Annotated in this window: 19 protein-coding genes; 5 read left to right on the top strand and 14 right to left on the bottom strand. The window is 70.8% G+C overall.

The window, feature by feature from the left end; translation table 11 throughout:
- Positions 1–85: 85 nt before the first annotated feature.
- Both Van01_RS05000 and Van01_RS04995 read left to right on the top strand, forming a co-directional pair.
- Positions 86–1,111, top strand: a complete 1,026-nt coding sequence (locus Van01_RS05000; protein WP_204000787.1) for a LacI family DNA-binding transcriptional regulator — start codon at positions 86–88, stop codon at positions 1,109–1,111.
- Positions 1,112–1,185: 74 nt separating this feature from the next.
- The gene (locus tag Van01_RS04995; RefSeq protein WP_204000784.1) at positions 1,186–2,133 is read left to right on the top strand and encodes a glycoside hydrolase family 68 protein; all 948 of its coding nucleotides are present in this window, start codon (positions 1,186–1,188) and stop codon (positions 2,131–2,133) included.
- Positions 2,134–2,192: 59 nt separating this feature from the next.
- Here Van01_RS04995 and Van01_RS04990 read toward each other — a convergent pair whose 3' ends face one another.
- The 6 genes from Van01_RS04990 to Van01_RS04965 all read right to left on the bottom strand — a co-directional run bounded on the left by Van01_RS04990 (position 2,193) and on the right by Van01_RS04965 (position 8,010).
- On the bottom strand, positions 2,193–3,398 hold the full coding sequence (locus Van01_RS04990) for a low temperature requirement protein A (RefSeq protein WP_204000769.1): 1,206 nt from the start codon (positions 3,396–3,398) through the stop codon (positions 2,193–2,195).
- A gap of 195 nt (positions 3,399–3,593) precedes the next feature.
- A complete protein-coding gene (locus Van01_RS04985) occupies positions 3,594–4,595 on the bottom strand; it encodes a sulfate/molybdate ABC transporter ATP-binding protein (protein ID WP_204000766.1) in 1,002 nt (333 codons plus the stop codon).
- A complete protein-coding gene (locus Van01_RS04980) occupies positions 4,592–5,428 on the bottom strand; it encodes a sulfate ABC transporter permease (RefSeq protein ID WP_204000752.1) in 837 nt (278 codons plus the stop codon). The genes Van01_RS04985 and Van01_RS04980 overlap by 4 nt, the downstream gene beginning before the upstream one ends.
- On the bottom strand, positions 5,421–6,269 hold the full coding sequence (gene cysT, locus Van01_RS04975; RefSeq protein ID WP_204000748.1) for a sulfate ABC transporter permease subunit CysT: 849 nt from the start codon (positions 6,267–6,269) through the stop codon (positions 5,421–5,423). Before cysT ends, Van01_RS04980 begins: the two co-directional genes overlap by 8 nt.
- A complete protein-coding gene (locus tag Van01_RS04970; RefSeq protein ID WP_204000745.1) occupies positions 6,266–7,285 on the bottom strand; it encodes a sulfate ABC transporter substrate-binding protein in 1,020 nt (339 codons plus the stop codon). The genes cysT and Van01_RS04970 overlap by 4 nt, the downstream gene beginning before the upstream one ends.
- 278 nt (positions 7,286–7,563) lie before the next feature.
- The gene (locus Van01_RS04965) at positions 7,564–8,010 is read right to left on the bottom strand and encodes an RrF2 family transcriptional regulator (RefSeq protein WP_204000741.1); all 447 of its coding nucleotides are present in this window, start codon (positions 8,008–8,010) and stop codon (positions 7,564–7,566) included.
- A 258-nt stretch (positions 8,011–8,268) separates the two neighbouring features.
- Here Van01_RS04965 and Van01_RS04960 point away from each other — a divergent pair, with 258 nt between their 5' ends.
- Positions 8,269–9,465 carry an epoxide hydrolase family protein gene (locus tag Van01_RS04960; RefSeq protein ID WP_204001930.1) on the top strand — a complete coding sequence of 399 codons (1,197 nt, stop codon included), beginning with the start codon at positions 8,269–8,271 and terminating at the stop codon, positions 9,463–9,465.
- Positions 9,466–9,491: 26 nt separating this feature from the next.
- Here Van01_RS04960 and Van01_RS04955 read toward each other — a convergent pair whose 3' ends face one another.
- The 8 genes from Van01_RS04955 to Van01_RS04920 form a co-directional block, all read right to left on the bottom strand.
- The gene (locus Van01_RS04955) at positions 9,492–10,562 is read right to left on the bottom strand and encodes an ABC transporter ATP-binding protein (protein WP_204000739.1); all 1,071 of its coding nucleotides are present in this window, start codon (positions 10,560–10,562) and stop codon (positions 9,492–9,494) included.
- Complete coding sequence (locus tag Van01_RS04950) at positions 10,559–11,542, bottom strand: ABC transporter ATP-binding protein (protein ID WP_204000722.1); 984 nt, start codon at positions 11,540–11,542, stop codon at positions 10,559–10,561. The genes Van01_RS04955 and Van01_RS04950 overlap by 4 nt, the downstream gene beginning before the upstream one ends.
- A complete protein-coding gene (locus Van01_RS04945) occupies positions 11,539–12,429 on the bottom strand; it encodes an ABC transporter permease (protein WP_204000719.1) in 891 nt (296 codons plus the stop codon). The genes Van01_RS04950 and Van01_RS04945 overlap by 4 nt, the downstream gene beginning before the upstream one ends.
- On the bottom strand, positions 12,426–13,370 hold the full coding sequence (locus tag Van01_RS04940) for an ABC transporter permease (protein WP_204000716.1): 945 nt from the start codon (positions 13,368–13,370) through the stop codon (positions 12,426–12,428). Before Van01_RS04940 ends, Van01_RS04945 begins: the two co-directional genes overlap by 4 nt.
- A gap of 18 nt (positions 13,371–13,388) precedes the next feature.
- Positions 13,389–14,924: an ABC transporter substrate-binding protein gene (locus Van01_RS04935; RefSeq protein WP_204000713.1), complete on the bottom strand. Its 1,536-nt coding sequence runs from the start codon at positions 14,922–14,924 to the stop codon at positions 13,389–13,391.
- A gap of 122 nt (positions 14,925–15,046) precedes the next feature.
- Complete coding sequence (locus Van01_RS04930) at positions 15,047–15,508, bottom strand: hypothetical protein (protein WP_204000711.1); 462 nt, start codon at positions 15,506–15,508, stop codon at positions 15,047–15,049.
- A 37-nt stretch (positions 15,509–15,545) separates the two neighbouring features.
- Entirely contained in the window at positions 15,546–16,166 is a 621-nt protein-coding gene (locus tag Van01_RS04925; protein ID WP_239093463.1) for a M23 family metallopeptidase, read from the bottom strand.
- 43 nt (positions 16,167–16,209) lie between these two features.
- Positions 16,210–16,674, bottom strand: coding sequence for a universal stress protein (locus Van01_RS04920; protein ID WP_099846027.1), 465 nt, complete (start codon positions 16,672–16,674; stop codon positions 16,210–16,212).
- Positions 16,675–16,819: 145 nt separating this feature from the next.
- Here Van01_RS04920 and Van01_RS04915 point away from each other — a divergent pair, with 145 nt between their 5' ends.
- Both Van01_RS04915 and Van01_RS04910 read left to right on the top strand, forming a co-directional pair.
- Positions 16,820–17,692, top strand: coding sequence for a fumarylacetoacetate hydrolase family protein (locus Van01_RS04915; protein WP_275410251.1), 873 nt, complete (start codon positions 16,820–16,822; stop codon positions 17,690–17,692).
- The gene (locus tag Van01_RS04910) at positions 17,689–18,474 is read left to right on the top strand and encodes an SDR family NAD(P)-dependent oxidoreductase (RefSeq protein WP_204000705.1); all 786 of its coding nucleotides are present in this window, start codon (positions 17,689–17,691) and stop codon (positions 18,472–18,474) included. Before Van01_RS04915 ends, Van01_RS04910 begins: the two co-directional genes overlap by 4 nt.
- Positions 18,475–18,488: the final 14 nt, after the last annotated feature.

The raw sequence follows: 18,488 nt of genomic DNA, 5'->3' as shown, positions 1-18,488 counted from the left end.
CCGCCGGTGACCACGGACGCGACTCGACCCATCATGATGGGACAACGGCGGCGTCGGGACGGACCCGCCGTGATCGGAGGACTCAATGGGCCGCGAGAGAGCGACACTTGCCGACGTCGCGCGACGGGCCGGTCTGTCCAAGACCGCCGCGTCGATGGTGCTGAACGGACGCGAGGGCACCCGGCTCTCCGCCGAGGCGCACCAGCGGGTCTTCGCGGCCGCCGAGGAACTCGGCTACCGCCCCAACGTGGCCGCTCGCAGCCTGCGCACCCGCAAGACCGCCACCATCGCGTTCGTCTCCGACATCGTCGCCACCACCCGTTTCGCCGGTGGCCTCATCCGGGGCGCGCTGGACGCCGCCCGCGAGCGTGACCACGTCCTGCTGATCACCGAGACACAGGGCGACGCGACGTTCGAGCGGTACGCCATCGAGGCGATCCTCGACCGCCAGGTCGACGGCGTGATCTACGCGGCCATGGCAACCCGCCGGCTGGCGGTGCCCCCGGCCATCCTCGGCGGCTCGGTGGTGCTGCTCAACGCCACAAGTCCGGAGCCGTTGCCCTGCGTCCTGCCCGACGACGAGGGCGCCGGCGCGATGGTCGCCGAGACGCTGCTCGCCCAGGGCCACCGCGACCGGATCGCCCTGATCGGTCGCAACCGGCAGAAGGAGCGCGATCCGGAGATCTCGCTGGCCGCCGACGCCCGGCTGCGCGGCATCCGACGCACCCTCGCCGCCGCCGGTGTCGCACTGCTCACCGAGGGCTTCTGCCCCGAGTGGCTGCCGGAGCACGGCTACGCCGCCATGCGTACGCTGCTGGACCGCCCGACCCGCCCCAGCGCGGTGATCTGCATGAACGACCGGCTGGCCTTCGGCGCGTACCAGGCTCTCGGCGAGGCCGGCCTGACCATTCCTGACGACCTTTCGGTGATCTCCTTCGACGACGACCCGATCGCCGCGTGGCTGCGGCCGGGGCTGTCCACGGCGGCGCTGCCGCACGAGCAGATGGGCCGCCGCGCGGTGGAGGTACTGCTCGACGGCGGCGACGGCGGCGCGTCGTTCGTCCCGATGCCGCTGCGGCGGCGGCGGTCCGTGGCCACGCCCGCCGACTGAGCAACCCGTCCCCTTAGCCGGGCGGGTAGCACCCGCGGTAGTCGCTAAACCGATTCACTGGTACGTTTCCGGCCATGCTTCGACTGCCCGACCACTGGGTGTGGGACAGCTGGTACGCCCAGGACGACAACGGTCATTGGCACGCGTTCTTCCTGCGCGCCTCCCGGGCCCTGCTCGACCCGCACCGTCGCCACCGGCGCGCCTCGATCGGCCACGCGGTCTCCACCGACCTGCGCTCCTGGCAGCTGCGCGCCGACGCCCTGGTGCCTGCCGACGCGCCCGCCTGGGACGACCTGGCCACCTGGACCGGCTGCACGGTGCGCGGGCCGGACGGCCGGTGGTACCTCTTCTACACAGGTGTCGGTCGGGCCGAGGACGGCCTGGTCCAGCGGATCGGTCTGGCCGTCTCCGACGACCTGGTCAGCTGGCACCGGCACGGCGACGCACCGCTGTTGGAAGCCGACCCGACCTGGTACGAACTGCTCGACCGCGAGATGTGGTACGAGCAGGCCTGGCGCGACCCGTGGGTCTTCCCGGACCCCGACGGCGACGGTTGGCACATGCTGATCACCGCCCGCGCCCACCAGGGGCCGGCTGACGCCCGCGGCGTCGTCGGCCACGCGACCTCTCCCGACCTGGTGAACTGGACTGTTCAGCCGCCGCTCTCCGCGCCGGCCGGATTCGGCCACCTGGAGGTGCCGCAGGTCGCCGTCGTCGACGGGCAGCCACTGCTGCTGTTCTGCACGAACGCCTTCGCCGCCGGGCAGGAGTCCGGGTCGCGGCTCTGGGTCGCCACCGGGCCCACGGTGCGCGGCCCGTGGGCCATCGCCGCCGCCCGGCCGGTCGTCCAACCGCACCTGTACGCCCCGCGCCTTGTCCCCGACGGTGACGGCTGGTCCCTGATCGGCTTCGTCGAGCACGACGACGGCGAGTTCGTCGGGGAACTCAGCGACCCGGTCCCGGTCCGCTACGACCCCACGCTCGGCCTCGTCGCCCGGCACCCGGCACCCGTCGGTAGGTGAGCTGCCGGCGACGCCCGCCGACCCGGGCGGTCCCGGCACGCGGGCGTCCGGCTGGCGGCTCACCTGTCGGTCGGTGCGGACGCCGGCCGTTGCCCGCCCCGCGCGAACGGCAGCAGGACCACGCCGACCAGGTAGGTGGCGAGCACGCCGATGGCGACCAGGGCCGGCAGCGCCCGGCCGACCGGCAGCAGGAGCAGCGGTACGACGGCGATGACCAGGTGGCTCCTGCGGGCGCCCCGGCCGGACAGGTATCGCACCAGCAGGGTGCCCAGCAGGTAGAGGGCGGTGCCTCCGTAGAGCGCCACCACCCCGGGCCACTCCAGGGGCTCCCCGCCTGACGTGTCGGCGGCGGAGATCAGCGCCAGCACGTCCTCGAAGCCGAGCGCCGTGTAGAGCACCCCGGCGATCAGCGGCAGATGCCCGAGCGAGTAGGCGTCAGCGGCGACCCGGTCCCGCCGCTCACCTGTGGCCCGCAACAGCGCCTGCTCGGCGAGCGGACCGACCCGGTCGAAGTGGATCGACCACAGACATGCGATCAGGATGAACCCGATCACCGCGCCGGCGAGCACCGGAACCTTGGTGACCATGGTGCCGACCCCCACCCCTGCCGCGAGGAACGACTCCCCCAGCGCGATGATCAGGACGAGTCCGTGGCGTTCGGCGAAGTATTCGGGACTGCGTACCGGCCACCCGCCCAGGCGACTCTGCACCACGCCCCGCTGCCCGCCGATCTCGATCAGGAAGGCCAGCGCCCACAGCCAGGTCTGCGCCCCGCCGCCGAGCACGGCGCCAGCCAGCAGCGGCAGCCAGGCCAGCACGCTCGCCACGGCGAAACGCCGGATCCGCACCCGCAGCATCGGCTCGCCCGCCCAGTAGTAGAGCGCCAGATGGACCGCGCGCAGTAGCACGTACGCCAGGGCCAGCAGCAGCGGCCCGTCCAGACCCGGGGCGTCGGCCCAGGCGTTCGGCATGACCAGGGCGGCGACGAAGAACCCGGCCATCGCGGCCAGCACCAGGAGGCGTACCGGCGGCCTGTCGACGCGGGTCTGGTTACCCAGCCAGAGATACCCCGACCAGGCGAACCAGAGCAGCATCAGCAACAGCAGGCCGCGGCCCATCGCCACCGGATCCGGTGGCTTCCCCATGAACGCGACGATGCGGGTGAGGGTGAAGACGAAGACCAGGTCGAAGAAGATCTCGAACGGCGTGACCGCACGTACCCCACGCCCCGGCACCGGCCGCCCCACCCGCCACCCACGGCGCACCTGCCAAAGACCCTTCCCGTCGTTCGAACCCACCGCGACCCGCGCCCCAGCAAGGATGCTAGGCACCACTCCCTTCGCCAGAGCGCGATTCCCGCACTCCCACCCACCCGCTGGCGGTGATCAAGAAGTTTGCGTCGGACCTGCGCCGGGAGGCGACGCAAACTTCTTGATCAACGGTGGGTGGGGCGCGGGGTGTCAGTGGGTGGGGGTCAGGGCGGTCCGGAGAGTGGGGGCGTGGGTGGAGAGCTGGGTGGTGGGCGTGTCAGGGGCGATGCGGAGTCGTACGTCGGTGCCGGTCTCGATGTTGAGGGCGAGGAACTCGTTGCGGGTGAGGGTCACCGTGACCGACTGACCGTCGGCGGTGGTGACCTCGACCCGGATCTCGAAGCCGATCCGGGTGATCCGGCTGACCCGGCCGGGCACGCCGTCGGCCGGGTCGACAGCGAGTCGCAGGTCATGCGGTCGGACGAGCTGGTCGCCGAGTTGGGTGACCGGGCCCAGGAACCGCATGACGAACTCGTTCGCCGGGCGGTCGTAGAGGTCGTCGGGTGACCCGATCTGTTCCACCCTCCCCTCGTTGATCACCACGATCTCGTCGGCGACCTCCAGGGCCTCCTCCTGGTCGTGCGTGACGAAGACGGTGGTCACGTGCACCTCGTCGTGCAGCCGGCGCAGCCAGTCCCGCAACTCCTTGCGGACCTTCGCGTCGAGGGCGCCGAACGGCTCGTCGAGCAGCAGCACCGTCGGCTCCACGGCCAGCGCCCGGGCGAGCGCCATCCGCTGCCGCTGCCCACCGGAGAGCTGCGTGGGCAGCCGGTCGCCGAACTGTTCCAGATGGACCAGGGCGAGCAGTTCGTCGACCCGACGTCGGATCTCCTCCGTGGGACGTTTGCGGATCTCCAACCCGAAGGCCACGTTGCGGCGTACCGACAGGTGTTTGAAGGCGGCGTAGTGCTGGAACACGAAACCGACGTTGCGCTGCTGCGGGGGCAGCGCGGTGGCGTCCACGCCGTCGATCTCGACCCGCCCGGTGTCGGCGCGTTCCAGGCCCGCGATGATCCGCAGCAGGGTGGACTTGCCGCCACCGGAGGGGCCGAGCAACGCCGTGAGCCGACCGGCCGGGATGCTCACCGACACGTCGTCGAGTGCGACGAAGTCGGCGAATCGCTTGCCGACGTGGGAGATCTCGATGCTCAACGCTCTTCCTTCGGCCTGAGGACGGATACGACGATGATGCAGGCCACCGCGACGAGGGCGAGGAGGAAGGCGGTGGCGTACGCCCCGCCCTTGTCGAAGTTGAGGTACTTCTCCTCCACCACGAGGGTGGCCGTACGGGTGTCACCGAGCACGTTGCCGGAGACCACCTTTACCGCGCCGAACTCGCCGAGCGAGCGGGCGAGGCTGAGCACGACGCCGTAGATCACGCCCCACTTGATGGACGGCAGCGTGATCCGGCGGAAGGTCTGCCAGGCGTTGGCGCCGAGGCTGCGGGCGGCCTGCTCCTGCTCGTCGCCCACCTCCTGGAGCACCGGCACGACCTCCCGGATGACCAACGGCAGGGCGACGAACACGGTGGCCATCACCATGCCCGGCACCGCGAAGATGATCTGGAAACCGGCGGCCTCCAGGGTCGGGCCGAACCAGCCGTCCCGCCCGCCGTAGACCAGGATCAGCGCGAGCCCGACAACGATCGGCGAGACCGACAACGGCATGTCGAGCAGGGCGTTGAGGGCCCGTTTGCCGGGGAAGTCGTAGCGGACCAGCAGCAGCGAGATGCCGACCCCGAACACGGTGTTGATGACCACGGCGACCACCGCGATCACCACTGTGAGTCGCAGCGCGTGCGTCACGTCGGGGTCGGTGAGGATGTCCTGGAAACTGCTGATCCCGTCGGCGAAAGCGTTGCGCCCCACCAGATACAACGGCCAGGCCACCAGGAAGAACAGGTACGCCACCACCACGGCGCGCAGGACGTGCCGACCGGGACGGCGACCGACAGGGGTACGGGCGGCAATCGAGCTGTCAGCCACGGCGCATCACCCTCCGCTGGATGACGTCGAGAAGCACGATGACGGCGAGCGAGACGGCCAGCAGCACCACCGCGACCGCTGCCGCGCTTTCCGGGTTGTCGTTCTCGATGCTGCTGAGGATCCGCACCGAGGCCACCTCGGTACGCATCGGCAGGTTGCCGGAGAGCAGGACCAGCGAGCCGTACTCGCCGACCGCGCGGGCGAAGGAGAGCGCCGCGCCGGCCGCGATGGCAGGGGTGAGGCTGGGCAGGATGATCCGCCGGAACGTGGCGAACCGGCTCGCGCCCAGCGACGCCGCCGCCTCCTCGGCCTCCGGATCCAGCTCGGCCAGCACGGGCTGCACGGTCCGCACGATGAACGGCAGGGTGACGAAGAGGAAGGCGAGGAACACCGCGATCCGGGTGTTGGCGATGTTGACACCGAGCGGGCTGTCCGGACCGTACAGCGACAGCAGCACCAGGCCGGCGACGATCGTCGGCAGCGCGAACGGCACGTCGATGAGGACTTCGAGCGCCCGCTTGCCGACGAACCGGTCCCGCACCAGCACCCAGGCGATCAGGGTACCCATGACGACGTTGACGAGCGTGACGAGCAGCGCGGTCCCCACCGTCAGCCGGAGCGTGGCGGCGGTCTGGTCGTTGGTGACCGCCCGCCAGAACCCGCCCCACCCGCCCTCGGAGGCGGTCACCACCACTGCGGCGAGCGGAATCAGCACCAGCAGGCTGAACCACACCATGGCGACGCCGAGGCCCAGGCCGGAGACCCGGGTCAACGGCAGACCGGCCCGGGCCGGCCGGCGGTCGCCCGCCGGCCGGTCCGGAACCAGAGTCGTCGAGGTCACGTCGCCTTCCCGGAGGCCGCGATGACAGTGGTGACGATGCCGTCGTTCTCGTCGAAGAACTTCTCCGACAACGCCGACCAGCTCTCGAAGTCCTTGTCGACGGTGAGCAGCTTCTGCGGTGCGGGGAACGGATCGTTCGGGTCGATCGCCCCCTCGATGCCGCTGGTGTCGACACCGTCGATGATCGGGCGGAAGCCGGTGAGCGCGAACTGCCGCTGGCCCTGCGCACCGAGCACGAAGTCCAGCCACTCCTTCGCCTTGGGGTCGGCGTCTTTCAGGATCGCGCCCGGGTTCTGGATCAGGATGGTGGTGGCGGGCAGCACCCAGTCCAGTTCCTCCCCGTTCTGCCGGGCCAGGATCGTCTCGTTCTCGTAGGCCAGCAGGACGTCGCCGGTGCCGCCGAGGAAGGTGGTCGTGGCGTCCCGGCCGCTGTTGGGCAGCGACACCACGTTGGCGAACAGCTTGGTGAGGTACTCCTCGGCCTGGGCGTCGGTGCCGCCGTTGGCGGCGATGTGGCCCCAGGCGGCGAGGGCGTTCCAGCGGGCGGCGCCCGACGAGGCGGGGTTCGGCGTGACGATGCCGATCCCCGGCTTGATCAGGTCATCCCAGCCCTGGATGTTCTTCGGGTTGCCCTTGCGTACCGCGAGGACCACGACCGAGGAGGAGACGATGCCCTTGTTCGGCCCGTCGTCCCAGCTCTCCTCGACCAGGCCGGCCTCGACCAGCCGGGTCACGTCACTGCTGACCGAGAAGTGGACGTAGTCGGCCTCCAGCCCGGAGACGACGGCCCGGCTCTGGTCGCCGGAGGCACCGTACGACGTACGGAAGCGGACCCCCTTGCCCGCCTCGGTCTTGTTCCATTCCGCGGCGATGGCCTTGTTCGCCGCCTCGGGTACCGCGAAACCGACGATGCTCAACGTGGTGGAGCTGCCGGCGGCGTCCCCGCCACCGCAACCCGCCAGGGCCAGGCCGACGACCGCGGCCAGGGCGCTCACTGCTCTGATCCGGTGCCTCATCTGCGAACCCGTCCTCCTCCAGTGCGCCGCACCATATTAATTCGACTGGTTAAATAGGTAATTTGCCCAGCATGAAGCCGCCACAAGGGACGACAGCACGAACACGGATCACGCATCGGGCCTCGATGCCCGGCATGCCCGCAGAAACGAACGCCGTCGCACTCGACATCGATCCGCGCGGCGTGCGGCGATCGCCAAACACCGACCGCGCACCGAATATCCCACTAACTCGACAGGTTTTCAAGCCTCGGTGGCGACACCTGACCGGCGGGTCGCCGTCACGCCGCACCGGGACCGCGATCGGCCACGCCCCGCTTTCCCCGGCACTCCCGATCGAGCAGGTCGGCCAGGCTGGTGCGGTCGACCACCCCCTCGATGGCCCGGTGCACCGACCGCCACACCTCGCCCAGGCCGGTGGCCACACCGTGGTACGCCGCCACCTCGGCTGGCGCGCCCCGAACCGTGGTCAGCGCGCCCGTGGTGGCTCGCAGCACGTCCCCTACCGCGATCTCGGCCGGCGCCCGGGTCAGCGCGTACCCGCCGTCGGTGCCACGCAGGCTGTGCAACAACCCGGCGCGCCGGAGGTCGAGCAGGATGCCCTGCAGGAAGGGGTACGGGATGTCCTGGCTGGCCGCCAGGACCGCCGCCTTCACCACCCCCGGGTGATGCTGCGCCACCGCCAGCATGGCCCGCACGGCGTAGTCCGACCGCGCCGAGATGTGCACGACCACACCCCCGTCCCCGTCATTTCCGATAGAACATGTAGGGATAGTGGACAGGGCGTGGGCGGCAACCGTCAAGGCACCTCCGACGACGCGGCACGGCAGCCGGATCAGAGACTCGGACTGCCGCCGCCGCTCCAGACAACCGGGCCCACCGCGAAAGCGGGCATTCCGGTCCCCGACCGCCGGGCCGATGTGAGGATGAACGGGTACCGGCTCGACTGGCGCCCGGTGGGCTGGCTGACCCGACAGGTGGTGGACATGTCAAACGGCAACGGGATCCGTTCCTTCCGTCTCGACACCCCGGACGAGGCGATAGCGGACATGCACCGCCGGATCACGGCGACCCGTTGGCCCACCAGGGAGCTGGTCACCGACCGCTCGCAGGGCGTGCAACTGGCGACGGTCCAGGAACTCGCCAGGTTCTGGACCAGCGAGCACGACTGGCGGGCCTGCGAGGCGAGGCTCAACGCCCTGCCGCAGTACACCACGGAGATCGACGGCGTCGAGATCCACTTCATCCACGTGCGTTCCCCGCACGAGAACGCGCTGCCCCTGATCATGACGCACGGTTGGCCCGGCTCGGTGGTCGAACTGCTCGGGGTGGTCGGCCCGCTCACCGACCCGACGGCGCACGGCGCTGCGGCCGAGGACGCCTTCCACCTGGTGCTCCCGTCCCTTCCCGGTTACGGCTTCTCCGGCGAGCCGACCGAGCTGGGGTGGGACTCCAACCGGATCGCACGGGCCTGGGCGCAGCTGATGGACCGCCTCGGCTACTCCCGCTATGTCGCTCAGGGCGGCGACGTGGGCTCCTCCGTCACGGACGCGATGGGCCGCCAGGCACCCGACGGACTGGTCGGCATCCACCTCAACCTGCTCGCCGCGGCCATCGGTCTCAAGGATCAACTGCCGGCGAAGTCCACGCCGGAACGCGCGGCGCACGACGCGCTCACCACATTCAGCACCGACGGCTTCGGCTATTTCCTGGAACAGGCCACCCGACCACAGACCATCGGGTACGCGCTGCTCGATTCCCCAGTCGGGCTGGCGGCCTGGATGCTGGACCATGACACGGACAGCTACTACAAGGCCGCCCGCGCCTTCGTCGACGGCGATCCGGTGGGCGGGCTCACCCGGGACACCATCGTCGACAACATCACGCTGTACTGGCTGACCGGAACCGGCGCCTCGTCCGCCCGGTGGTACTGGGAGTCCGGGCGCTTCCAGGCGGCCGCCGACGCGTCCGGCAAGCCTCCGCCACCGGTCAAGGTCCCGGTCGGCTTCACTGTGTTCCCCGACGAGATCTGGGCAGCGCCGCGCAGCTGGGTCGAGGCGGTCTATCCCGGCGTCGCGTACTTCAACGAGGTCGACAGGGGCGGCCATTTCGCGGCCTGGGAGGAGCCGGAGCTCTTCTCAGCCGAGGTACGCGCCGCGTTCCGGCCGCTGCGGACACCCTGACCCGCGCGGTCGGCGGGTCGACGGGTTCACCGCGAGCGCATCGCTCGGACGGCCTCCCCGGCGAACAGGCACGCCGCGCGGTGATCGGGGTCGACCTCGGCCAGCACCGGGTCGGTCTCGGCGCACTCCGGCCGGGCCTGCGGGCAGCGGGTCCGGAACCGGCAGCCACCCGGGGGATCCACCGGGCTGGGGATGTCACCACTGAGGATGATCCGGCGGCGGTCCCGCTCGGCCTGCGGGTCGGCGACCGGCACCGCGGACAGCAGCGCGGCAGTGTACGGGTGGGCCGGATCGCGCCAGATCTGGGCCGGGGTGCCGGTCTCCACGATCCGCCCCAGGTACATCACCGCCATCCGGTCGCTCATGTGCTCCACGGCGGCCAGGTCGTGAGCGATGAAGAGGTAGGTCAGGCCCAGGTCCCGTTGCAGGCGGCGCAGCAGGTTCATGATCTGCGCCTGCACGCTCAGGTCGAGCGAGGCGATCGGTTCGTCGAGCACGATCAGGTCCGGCTCACCGGCCAGGGCACGGGCGATACCGACCCGCTGCCGCTGGCCGCCGGAAAGCTCGTGGGGATGCCGGTCGGCCAGTTCGCCACGCAGGCCGACCATGTCGAGCAGTTCGTCGACCCGGCGGCGACGGGCGGCACCCCCGTCGGTGAGCCGATGCACGATGAGCGGCTCGGCGATGCTCGCCCCGATGGTGAGCCGGGGATCCAGCGACGCCTGCGGGTCCTGGAACACCATGGCCACCCGCCGACGCAGCGCCCGCAGCCGTCGCCGGGACCACCTGGTGACGTCCTCGCCGGCCACCCGGACCGTGCCGGAGGTGGGATCCACAAGTCGGAGCAGCGCCAGCCCGGCGGTGGACTTGCCGCTGCCGGATTCGCCGACAAGCCCCAGCGTCTCCCCCCGCCGTACCCGCAACGACACCCCGTCGACGGCCCGCACGACACCCGCCGGCGTCGGGAACCACACCGCCAGATCGTCGAGTTCGGCCACCACCTCGCCCGGGTCCCGCTGCTTGGGCACCGCAGCGTGCGCGCCGTCGGCCGGCACGGCCGCGTTGAGCTGATGATCGGCTCGTTGACGCTCGCTCATCGGCGCTCCCCGTCGCTCGGCTTCGGGTAGAAGGTGCGGACCTGGTGCCCGGCCGAGACCGGCACCAGCGGCGGCAGTTCGTGCTCGCAGCGGGCGTCACCCCGAACCGGGCAGCGGGGCCAGAACGCGCAGCCCGCCGGCAGGTCCAACGGGCTGGGCGGCGCACCGGCGATGGTGACCAGATCTCCGCCGCCGGCCGCCGGGTCCGGGCGGGCGGCCAGCAGAGCACCGGTGTACGGGTGCGACGGGGCACCGAAGACGGCGTCGACAGGCCCCTGTTCGAGGATCCGGCCCCCGTACATGACCGCCACGGTGTCGGCGATGCCGGCCACCACACCGAGGTCGTGGGTGATCCAGACGACAGCGGTGCCGAGGCGCTGTTGCAGGTCGGCGACCAGCTCGACGATCTGGGCCTGGGTGGTGACGTCGAGGGCGGTGGTCGGTTCGTCGGCGATCAGCAGGTCCGGTTCACAGGCCAGCGCCATGGCGATCACCACCCGCTGGCGCATGCCGCCGGAAAACTGGTGCGGGTACGCGTCCACCCGTTGCCCCGCCGACGGGATGCCGACCAGGTCCAGCAGCTCGACGGCGCGGGACCGGGCGGCCCGCCGGGTCAGCGCGAGGTGTTCCTCGGCGGCCTCGGTGACCTGCCGGCCGACGGTGAGCACCGGGTTGAGCGAGGTCATCGGGTCCTGGAAGACGAACCCGATGTGTCGTCCGCGCAGCCGCCGGCGGCGTTCCTCGGTCAGCCCGGTCAGCTCCGTGTCGTGCAGGTGCACCCGCCCGGTCACCCGCGCCGTGCGGGGCGCCAGCCCGGTGGCGGCGAGCACGCTCATGCTCTTGCCGCTGCCGGACTCGCCGACGAGCGCCAGCGTCTCCCCCGGCCGCACCGCCCAGTCGACCCCCGCGACGGCGTGCGCGGGCCCACGCCGGGTGCCGATGGTGACGGTGAGGTCCTCGACGGCAAGTACCGGCTTCATGCGGTGCTCCTCCGGGCTTCGCTGACGGTGAGCTGGCGAGGGTCGAGCACATCCCGCAGCGCGTCACCGACCAGGTTGAACGCCAGGACGGTGACGAAGATCGCCGCGCCGGGGAAGAAGCCCAGCCACCACGCCTCGGTGACGAACCCGCGCCCGTCGAACAGCATCCGCCCCCAGGCGGGATCGGGTGGCTGGACGCCGAGGCCGAGGAAGGACAACGCCGCCTCGGAGAGGATCGCGAAGGCAAGCGACAGCGACGTCTGCACGATCAACGGTGCCGCGATGTTCGGCAGCACGTGCCGACGCATGATCCGCAGGTCGGACGCGCCCACCGAGACCGCTGCCCGGACGAACACCTGTTCCCGTACCGAGAGCACGCCGGCCCGGGTCACCCGGGCGAAGATCGGTGTGTAGACCACCCCGATCGCCACCATCGCGGTGGTCAGTCCCGGACCGAGCACCGCCACGATCGCCACCGCCAGCAGCAGCACCGGGAACGCGAACAGCACGTCCATGCAGCGCATCAGCACGTTGTCGAGCCAGCCACGGTAGTAGCCGGCGAACAACCCGAGGGTCACCCCCACCACCAGCGCGATGCCGACGCTGACCAGGCCGACCTGCAACGACACGCGGGCGGCGACCATGACCCGGCTGAGCACGTCGCGGCCCAGCTCGTCGGTGCCGAACGGGTGTGCCCAGCTCGGCGGCTGAAGCATCACGTCGACGTCGACCTCGTTGATCCCCGACGGCGCCAGCCAGGAACCGCCCACACCCACCACGACCAGCACCGCCAGCACCAACGTGCCGGTCAGCGCCAGCGGGTCGCGCCGCAGTGCGGACAGCGCCCGGCGCACCTGTCCCTCGCGGCTGATCTGCTGCTCGCTCATTTGACAGTGATCCTCGGGTCGAGTCGGGCGTAGAGAACGTCGACCAACAGATTGACCAGCAGGAACAGCGCCGCCACCAGCAGCACCGCGCCCTGCAGGACCGGATAGTCCCGGGCCGCCACGGCGTCGTAGGTGAGCCGCCCGATGCCGGGCCAGGCGAACAGCACCTCGATCACGATCACCCCGCCGAGCAGGCTGGCCAACTGCACCGCCACCACTGTCACCACCGGGATCAGGGCGTTGCGCAGCACATGCCGCAACACCACCACCCGGGTACGTAGACCCTTCGCCTCGGCGGTGCGTACGTAGTCCTCGGAGAGCACCTCAAGCATCGACGAGCGGATGAACCGGGTGAGGATCGAGGCGGTGACCAGGCCGACAGTGGCGGCGGGCAGCGCCACGTGGGACGCCCACCGGCCCGGGTCCTCGGTGAGCGCGACGTACCCCGACGGTGGCAGCCAACCGAGCACTCCGGAGAAGAGCAGGATGCCCATGATCCCCATCCAGAAGTCCGGTACCGAGACACCGAACTGACTGAACACCCGGGCCGCGTGGTCGACGAGCGAGCCGCTGCGGATGGCCGAGACGATCCCCAGCGGAAACGCGATAAGCATCGCGAACACCACTGCGGTGACCGCCAGCGACAGCGTCGCCGGCAGCCGCTCCAGCACGATCGCGGTGACCGGCCGTCCACTGCGGAAGCTGACCCCGAGGTCGCCGGTCAGTGCCCGCCGCAGGTAGTCGAAATACTGCACCACAAGCGGCTGGTCCAGCCCGGCCCGGGCCCGCAGCGCCTCGTACGTCTGCGGGTCGAAGCGGGTGCCGAGGGCGACCCGGACGGGGTCACCCGGCACCAGTTGGAGCAGCAGGAACACCACGACTGTCACGCCGAGCAGCACGACTGCCGACTGCAACAGCCGACGGATGACGAAGCGGGCCACCAGAGGTCCCCCGCCCGGTCACCGGGCGAGGGCCACGTCGCGGAACCGGATCGCCCGGTCCGTGCGTACCTCGTAACCGCTCACCTGCTTCGACCAGCCCTGGGCCACGTCGGGGTTGTAGAGGTAGATGTAGCTGGCGTCGTCCACGATCTGCTTGGCCACCTGGTCGTACTGCTGCTTGCGGGCGGCCTGGTCGGTCTCGGTCCGGGCCTGGTCGAGCAGTCGGTCCACGTTCGGGTTGGCGTACTCGTGGAAGTTGAACGTGCCGTCGCTGTGGTGCTGGGCGTAGTAGAACTCGTCCGGGTCGATGTTGCCCAGCCAGCCGAGCATGAACGCGTCGAACTTGCCGGCGCCCTGCTCGTCGAGCCACTGCGCGAAGTCCAGCGTACGGATCTTGACGGTGATCCCGACGGCTTCCAACTGGGAGGCGATGACCTGGGCGGCGGTGACCGTCTCCGGGTACTCGCTGGTGACCATCAGGTCCATGCTCAGACCACTCACCCCGGCCTGGTCGAGCAGCTGCCGGGCCTGGTTCACGTCGTGGGTGTACGGCGCGTACTCGTAGTAGAAGGCGCTGTTCTGCGGGATGGCCGCCTGGTTGACGGTGGCCAGCCCGAACTTGGCGGCCTTGGTGATCGCCTCGCGGTCCAGCGCGAAGGCGATCGCCCGGCGTACGTTGACGTCGTCGTACGGCTTGCGCGCCTGGTTCAGCGCGAGATACCAGTAGTCGGTCGACGGCACCGACCGCACGGTCGGGTCGTCCCCGTCGAGCAGCGCCGGCACCTGCTGCGGTGGCAGGTTGTCGGTCCAGTGCACCTCGCCGCCGCGCAGGTTCTGCAGGGCGACCGTGGGGTCGCTGACGAAGGTGAACCGGACGCCGTCCAGCTTGGGCTTCTCGCCCCAGTAGTTGTCGTTGCGGACCAGCCGGATGCTGTCGCCGGAGCTGTAGTTCTCCACGGCGAACGGACCACTGCCGACCGGCTTGGTGGTGATCTCACCGGATTCCACGTTGGCCTTCTGGACGATCGCCACGCCCTTGAAGCCACCGAGGTTGGCCAGCAGGTTCGGCGTCGGCGCGTTGAGCGTCACCACGACTGTCTTCGGGTCGGATGCCTCGATCGACTTCACGGTGCCGAACTTGTACGCGTTGTTCAGCTTCTCGTCGATGATCCGGTTGTACGAGTAGACGACGTCCTCGGCGGTCAGCGGCGACCCGTCGGAGAACTTCACCCCCTCGCGGAGGGTGAACGTCCAGGTCAGCTGGTCGTCGCTGGTGGTCCACCCGGTGGCCAGGGCGGGCTTCATCTCCAGGTTCGCGTCCGGCTCGACGAGCGTGTCGAAGACGTTCTCCAGCACCTGGAAGCTGTAGTAGGCGGAGGTCTTGTGCGGGTCGAGCTGGTCGGGCTCGCCGCCGATCGCGGCGTTGAGCACACCCCCGGCGCCTGCCGCGTCGTTGCCGTCGACGTCGACGCCCTCGCCGCCACTGCATCCCGCCACGGCGGCGAGCATCAGGGCGATCGTCGCGCCGGCCAACCTGAATCTGGTCCTGGACATGGTCCTCCCCCTGGATTCTTCCGCGGCAGTCGATCTAGCCCCACGCTAACCGCAAACCCGCCGGTCGGCAGGGCACGGACCGGCCGGCGGACACGTTCGCCGTCAAGCTGTGACCCGGGCGGTCAGAGGCAGCACCAGCAGTAAAGGTGGTGACCGGCGGCCTGGGCGCGGTGGGCCAGGGCGCTGATCTCCTCGATCACCGGCAGCAGCTCATCCGGCGGCAGCGGCTCACCCCAGGCCAGCTCCTCGATCTGCCCCCAGCGCGCCGACAGCTCGGGCGACTGGGCGGCGGTGATCGACGCCAGGGTGTCCCTGGTTGCGTCGTCGAGGGCGATCAACCATGGCCCCTCGTCGCCACCGCTCCAGATCAGCCGCTGCTCGATCAGGTCGGTGGACCAGGCCAACCCGCGCACGAAACCGACAAGCTTGCCGAGGGTCACGGCCGGCTCGATGCCCTTGAGGTCGATCGCGTCCACCCCGGGGCGACCACCTGAGACAACGACCGGACCGCCGTCGAGATCCGCCATCAGCCCGATCGCGGCGGCGTCGTCCACCACCCGGAAGTAGTCATAGAGAACACCCATGGCCGTACCCCATCAGAGGGGTACGACAGCACCCGCGCTACGGACAGTTGTTGCTGGTCAGCCGGAGCGTGTACTCCGCGTCGTCGTGGGTGATGCCCGACGGGGCGCCGTCGAAGTGGGCCTCCACCTTCTGCCAGCCGCGGCGCTGCTCGTAGTGCAGGTGTGGCGCACCGGAGTTGCCGGTGCTGCCGATCCGACCGATCTGCTGACCCTGGACGACCCGCTCGCCGGCCTCCACGAGCGGCGGCTCCAGCAGGTGCAGGTACTGCGTCTCCCACCGGCCGCCGTGGTCGATCTTCACCCAGTAGCCACCACCACGTCCCCGGGGGCCGTCCGGGTTGTCCGGGGTACGACCACCAAGCGACCCGTTGATCCCGGCCACGGTGACGGTGCCCTCGTACGAGGCGAGCACCGGTTGTCCCCACGGGTCGCCGGAGAGCGGGAAGAAGTCCACGTCGTAGTCGCCGTGCCCCGGGTAGGTGCCGACCTGCCAGGTCTCCCCGCAGGTGACAGGCATCTGGAACAGCGGGCGGGGGCCCGGCGGGCGCAGCACGATGACGGCGGCCACGGCCAGGGCGATCACGATACCGAGGGTGAACAGGAGCCCGAAACGCGTCCGGCGGGCGCGGCGGTGGGAACGGGGGTGGCCGGTCGTCACGGCCCAGAGCATGTCAGAGACCGGCAACCCCCGTCGGTCGCGGTCAGGCCGGCACCGCCGGCACGGCGGGGCCGCTCGGCGCCGAAACCGGCACCGGGATCACCACCACCGGGCAGGTCGCCTTGCGTACGCACTCCTCGCTGACCGAGCCGAGCACCGTGTGCCGCAGCCGGCCGTGCCCGTGACTGCCCAGCACCAGCAGGTCGGCGCCACGGGCGGCGGCGGTGAGCACGTCGGCCGGCCGGCCCTCGACGACCTCGGCCGAGACCGGTGTCGCCGACGTGCCCCGGGTGACCTCGCCGATCTCCCGCGCCAGCAGGGCGGTGGCCCGCTCCTCCTCCTCGATCGGGTTCGGCGCGACCATGGCACCGCCGTCCAGGCCGTCCCACCGCCAGGCGGTCACCGCCTGCACGGTGCCGTTGCGCTCGGCCGCCTCGCCGACCGCCCACCGCAGGGCACGTCGCCCACCGTCCGAACCATCGACGCCGACAACAATCAGATAGGTCATCGTCCTCACTCCTCTCCGTCCTGCCTCCAGTGCAGCCTGCGGACGGGCGGCGGACCAGCGGCCGAGGTCCCGTCCGCACGGGTCGGACGGCCTTGTGAGACGTCACGATCACCTGATAGACATCACATGTCTTGCCGGCTCGTACGTGACGCGGTATCTGGGGGCGACGGTGAAGCTGCTGCGGGTTGGCCCGCCGGGTCGGGAAACGCCGGCCCTGCTCGACGAGTCCGGCCAGCTCCGTGACCTCAGCGGCGTGACCGACGACCTGGACCCCGCCTTCCTGGCCGCCGACGGCCTGTCCCGCCTGGCCGGCATCTCCCCGCACGACCTGTCGCCGATGGACCCCACCGGCCTGCGGATCGGTCCCCCACTGCGACCCGGGAAGATCGTCTGCATCGGGCTGAACTACCACGACCACGCCGCCGAGACCGGCGCGGCGCTGCCCGCCGAGCCGGTGGTCTTCCTGAAGGCTGCCGACACGGTGGTCGGCCCCGATGACCCGGTGCTGGTGCCCCGCGGCAGCACCAGGACGGACTGGGAGGTCGAACTGGCCGTCGTCATCGGCCGCAAGGCCCGCTACCTGCCGTCGGTAGAGGCGGCGATGGACTGCGTCGCCGGGTACGCCATCTCCCACGACGTCTCCGAGCGGGAGTTCCAGCTCGACCGGGGTGGTCAGTGGGACAAGGGCAAGTCCTGCGAGACGTTCAACCCGCTCGGCCCGTGGCTGGTGACCGCCGACGAGGTCGCCGACCCACAGGATCTGCGGTTGCGACTCTGGGTCAACGGCGTGCTGCGGCAGGACGGCAGCACCAAGGACATGGTCTTCCCGGTGGCCGAGATCGTCCGCTATCTGAGCCAGTTCATGGTGCTGTACCCCGGCGACGTGATCAACACCGGCACCCCGGCCGGTGTCGCCCTCGGCCAGCCGGAACCCAAGCCGTACCTGGTCGCCGGGGACGTGGTCGAGTTGGAGATCGACGGGCTGGGCCGGCAACGTCAGTCGCTGGCACCGGCATGACCGGCGCGGACGCGCGGGAGTTCGCCGGGTTGTCGGCGGTGGTCACCGGCGGCGCCTCCGGCATCGGCCTGGCCACGGCCACCCTGCTCGCCGAGCGTGGTGCCCGGGTGGCCTGCCTGGACCTGAACGCGCAGCAGGTGCCCGAGCCGTTGCTCGGCCTGGCCGCCGACGTGACCGACGACGCGTCGGTCCGAGCCGCTGTCGCCGCCGCCCACGAGGCGTTCGGCGGCCTCGACGTCCTGGTCAACAATGCCGCCATCGGCGCGGTCGGCACCGTCGAGGCCGACAGCGATGCCGACTGGCACCGGGTACTCGACGTCAACGTGGTGGGCATCGTCCGGGTTACCCGGGCCGCGCTACCGCACCTGCGTGCCTCCGCGCACGCCGCGATCGTCAACATCGGGTCCATCGCGGCCTGGCTCGGGCTGCCCCAGCGGGCCCTCTACAGCGCCAGCAAGGGCGCGGTGCAGGCGCTCACCCTGGCGATGGCCGCCGACTACGTGACCGTTGGCATCCGGGTCAACTGCGTCAACCCGGGCACGGCGGACACGCCGTGGGTACGTCGGCTGCTCGACGCCGCCGACGACCCGGCGGCGGCACTTGCCGCGTTGCGGGCCCGCCAGCCCACAGGCCGCCTCACCACCCCACAGGAGGTGGCCGCCGCCGTCGCGTACCTGGCCAGTCCGCTATCCGGGTCGACCACCGGCAGCGTGCTCGCCGTGGATGGCGGGATGCACGGGCTGCGGCTGCCCACGCCACCGAGCGGGGACCGCGCCGGCTGACCGCTCGCCGGCCA

Source organism: Micromonospora andamanensis, assembly GCF_016863495.1.
Lineage (GTDB): Bacteria > Actinomycetota > Actinomycetes > Mycobacteriales > Micromonosporaceae > Micromonospora > Micromonospora andamanensis.
The sequence above is the reverse complement of the archived record's forward strand: the minus strand, read 5'-3'. Positions and strand labels throughout refer to the sequence as shown.

Excerpts from the sequence above, each read along its gene's own strand:
- Van01_RS05000 (WP_204000787.1), top strand. The coding sequence starts at position 86 with ATGGGCCGCGAGAGAGCGACACTTGCCGACGTCGCGCGACGGGCCGGT.
- Van01_RS04995 (WP_204000784.1), top strand. The coding sequence starts at position 1,186 with ATGCTTCGACTGCCCGACCACTGGGTGTGGGACAGCTGGTACGCCCAG.
- Van01_RS04970 (WP_204000745.1), bottom strand. The coding sequence starts at position 7,285 with ATGAGGCACCGGATCAGAGCAGTGAGCGCCCTGGCCGCGGTCGTCGGC.
- Van01_RS04960 (WP_204001930.1), top strand. The coding sequence starts at position 8,269 with ATGTCAAACGGCAACGGGATCCGTTCCTTCCGTCTCGACACCCCGGAC.
- Van01_RS04955 (WP_204000739.1), bottom strand. The coding sequence starts at position 10,562 with ATGAGCGAGCGTCAACGAGCCGATCATCAGCTCAACGCGGCCGTGCCG.
- Van01_RS04950 (WP_204000722.1), bottom strand. The coding sequence starts at position 11,542 with ATGAAGCCGGTACTTGCCGTCGAGGACCTCACCGTCACCATCGGCACC.
- Van01_RS04945 (WP_204000719.1), bottom strand. The coding sequence starts at position 12,429 with ATGAGCGAGCAGCAGATCAGCCGCGAGGGACAGGTGCGCCGGGCGCTG.
- Van01_RS04935 (WP_204000713.1), bottom strand. The coding sequence starts at position 14,924 with ATGTCCAGGACCAGATTCAGGTTGGCCGGCGCGACGATCGCCCTGATG.
- Van01_RS04930 (WP_204000711.1), bottom strand. The coding sequence starts at position 15,508 with ATGGGTGTTCTCTATGACTACTTCCGGGTGGTGGACGACGCCGCCGCG.
- Van01_RS04920 (WP_099846027.1), bottom strand. The coding sequence starts at position 16,674 with ATGACCTATCTGATTGTTGTCGGCGTCGATGGTTCGGACGGTGGGCGA.
- Van01_RS04910 (WP_204000705.1), top strand. The coding sequence starts at position 17,689 with ATGACCGGCGCGGACGCGCGGGAGTTCGCCGGGTTGTCGGCGGTGGTC.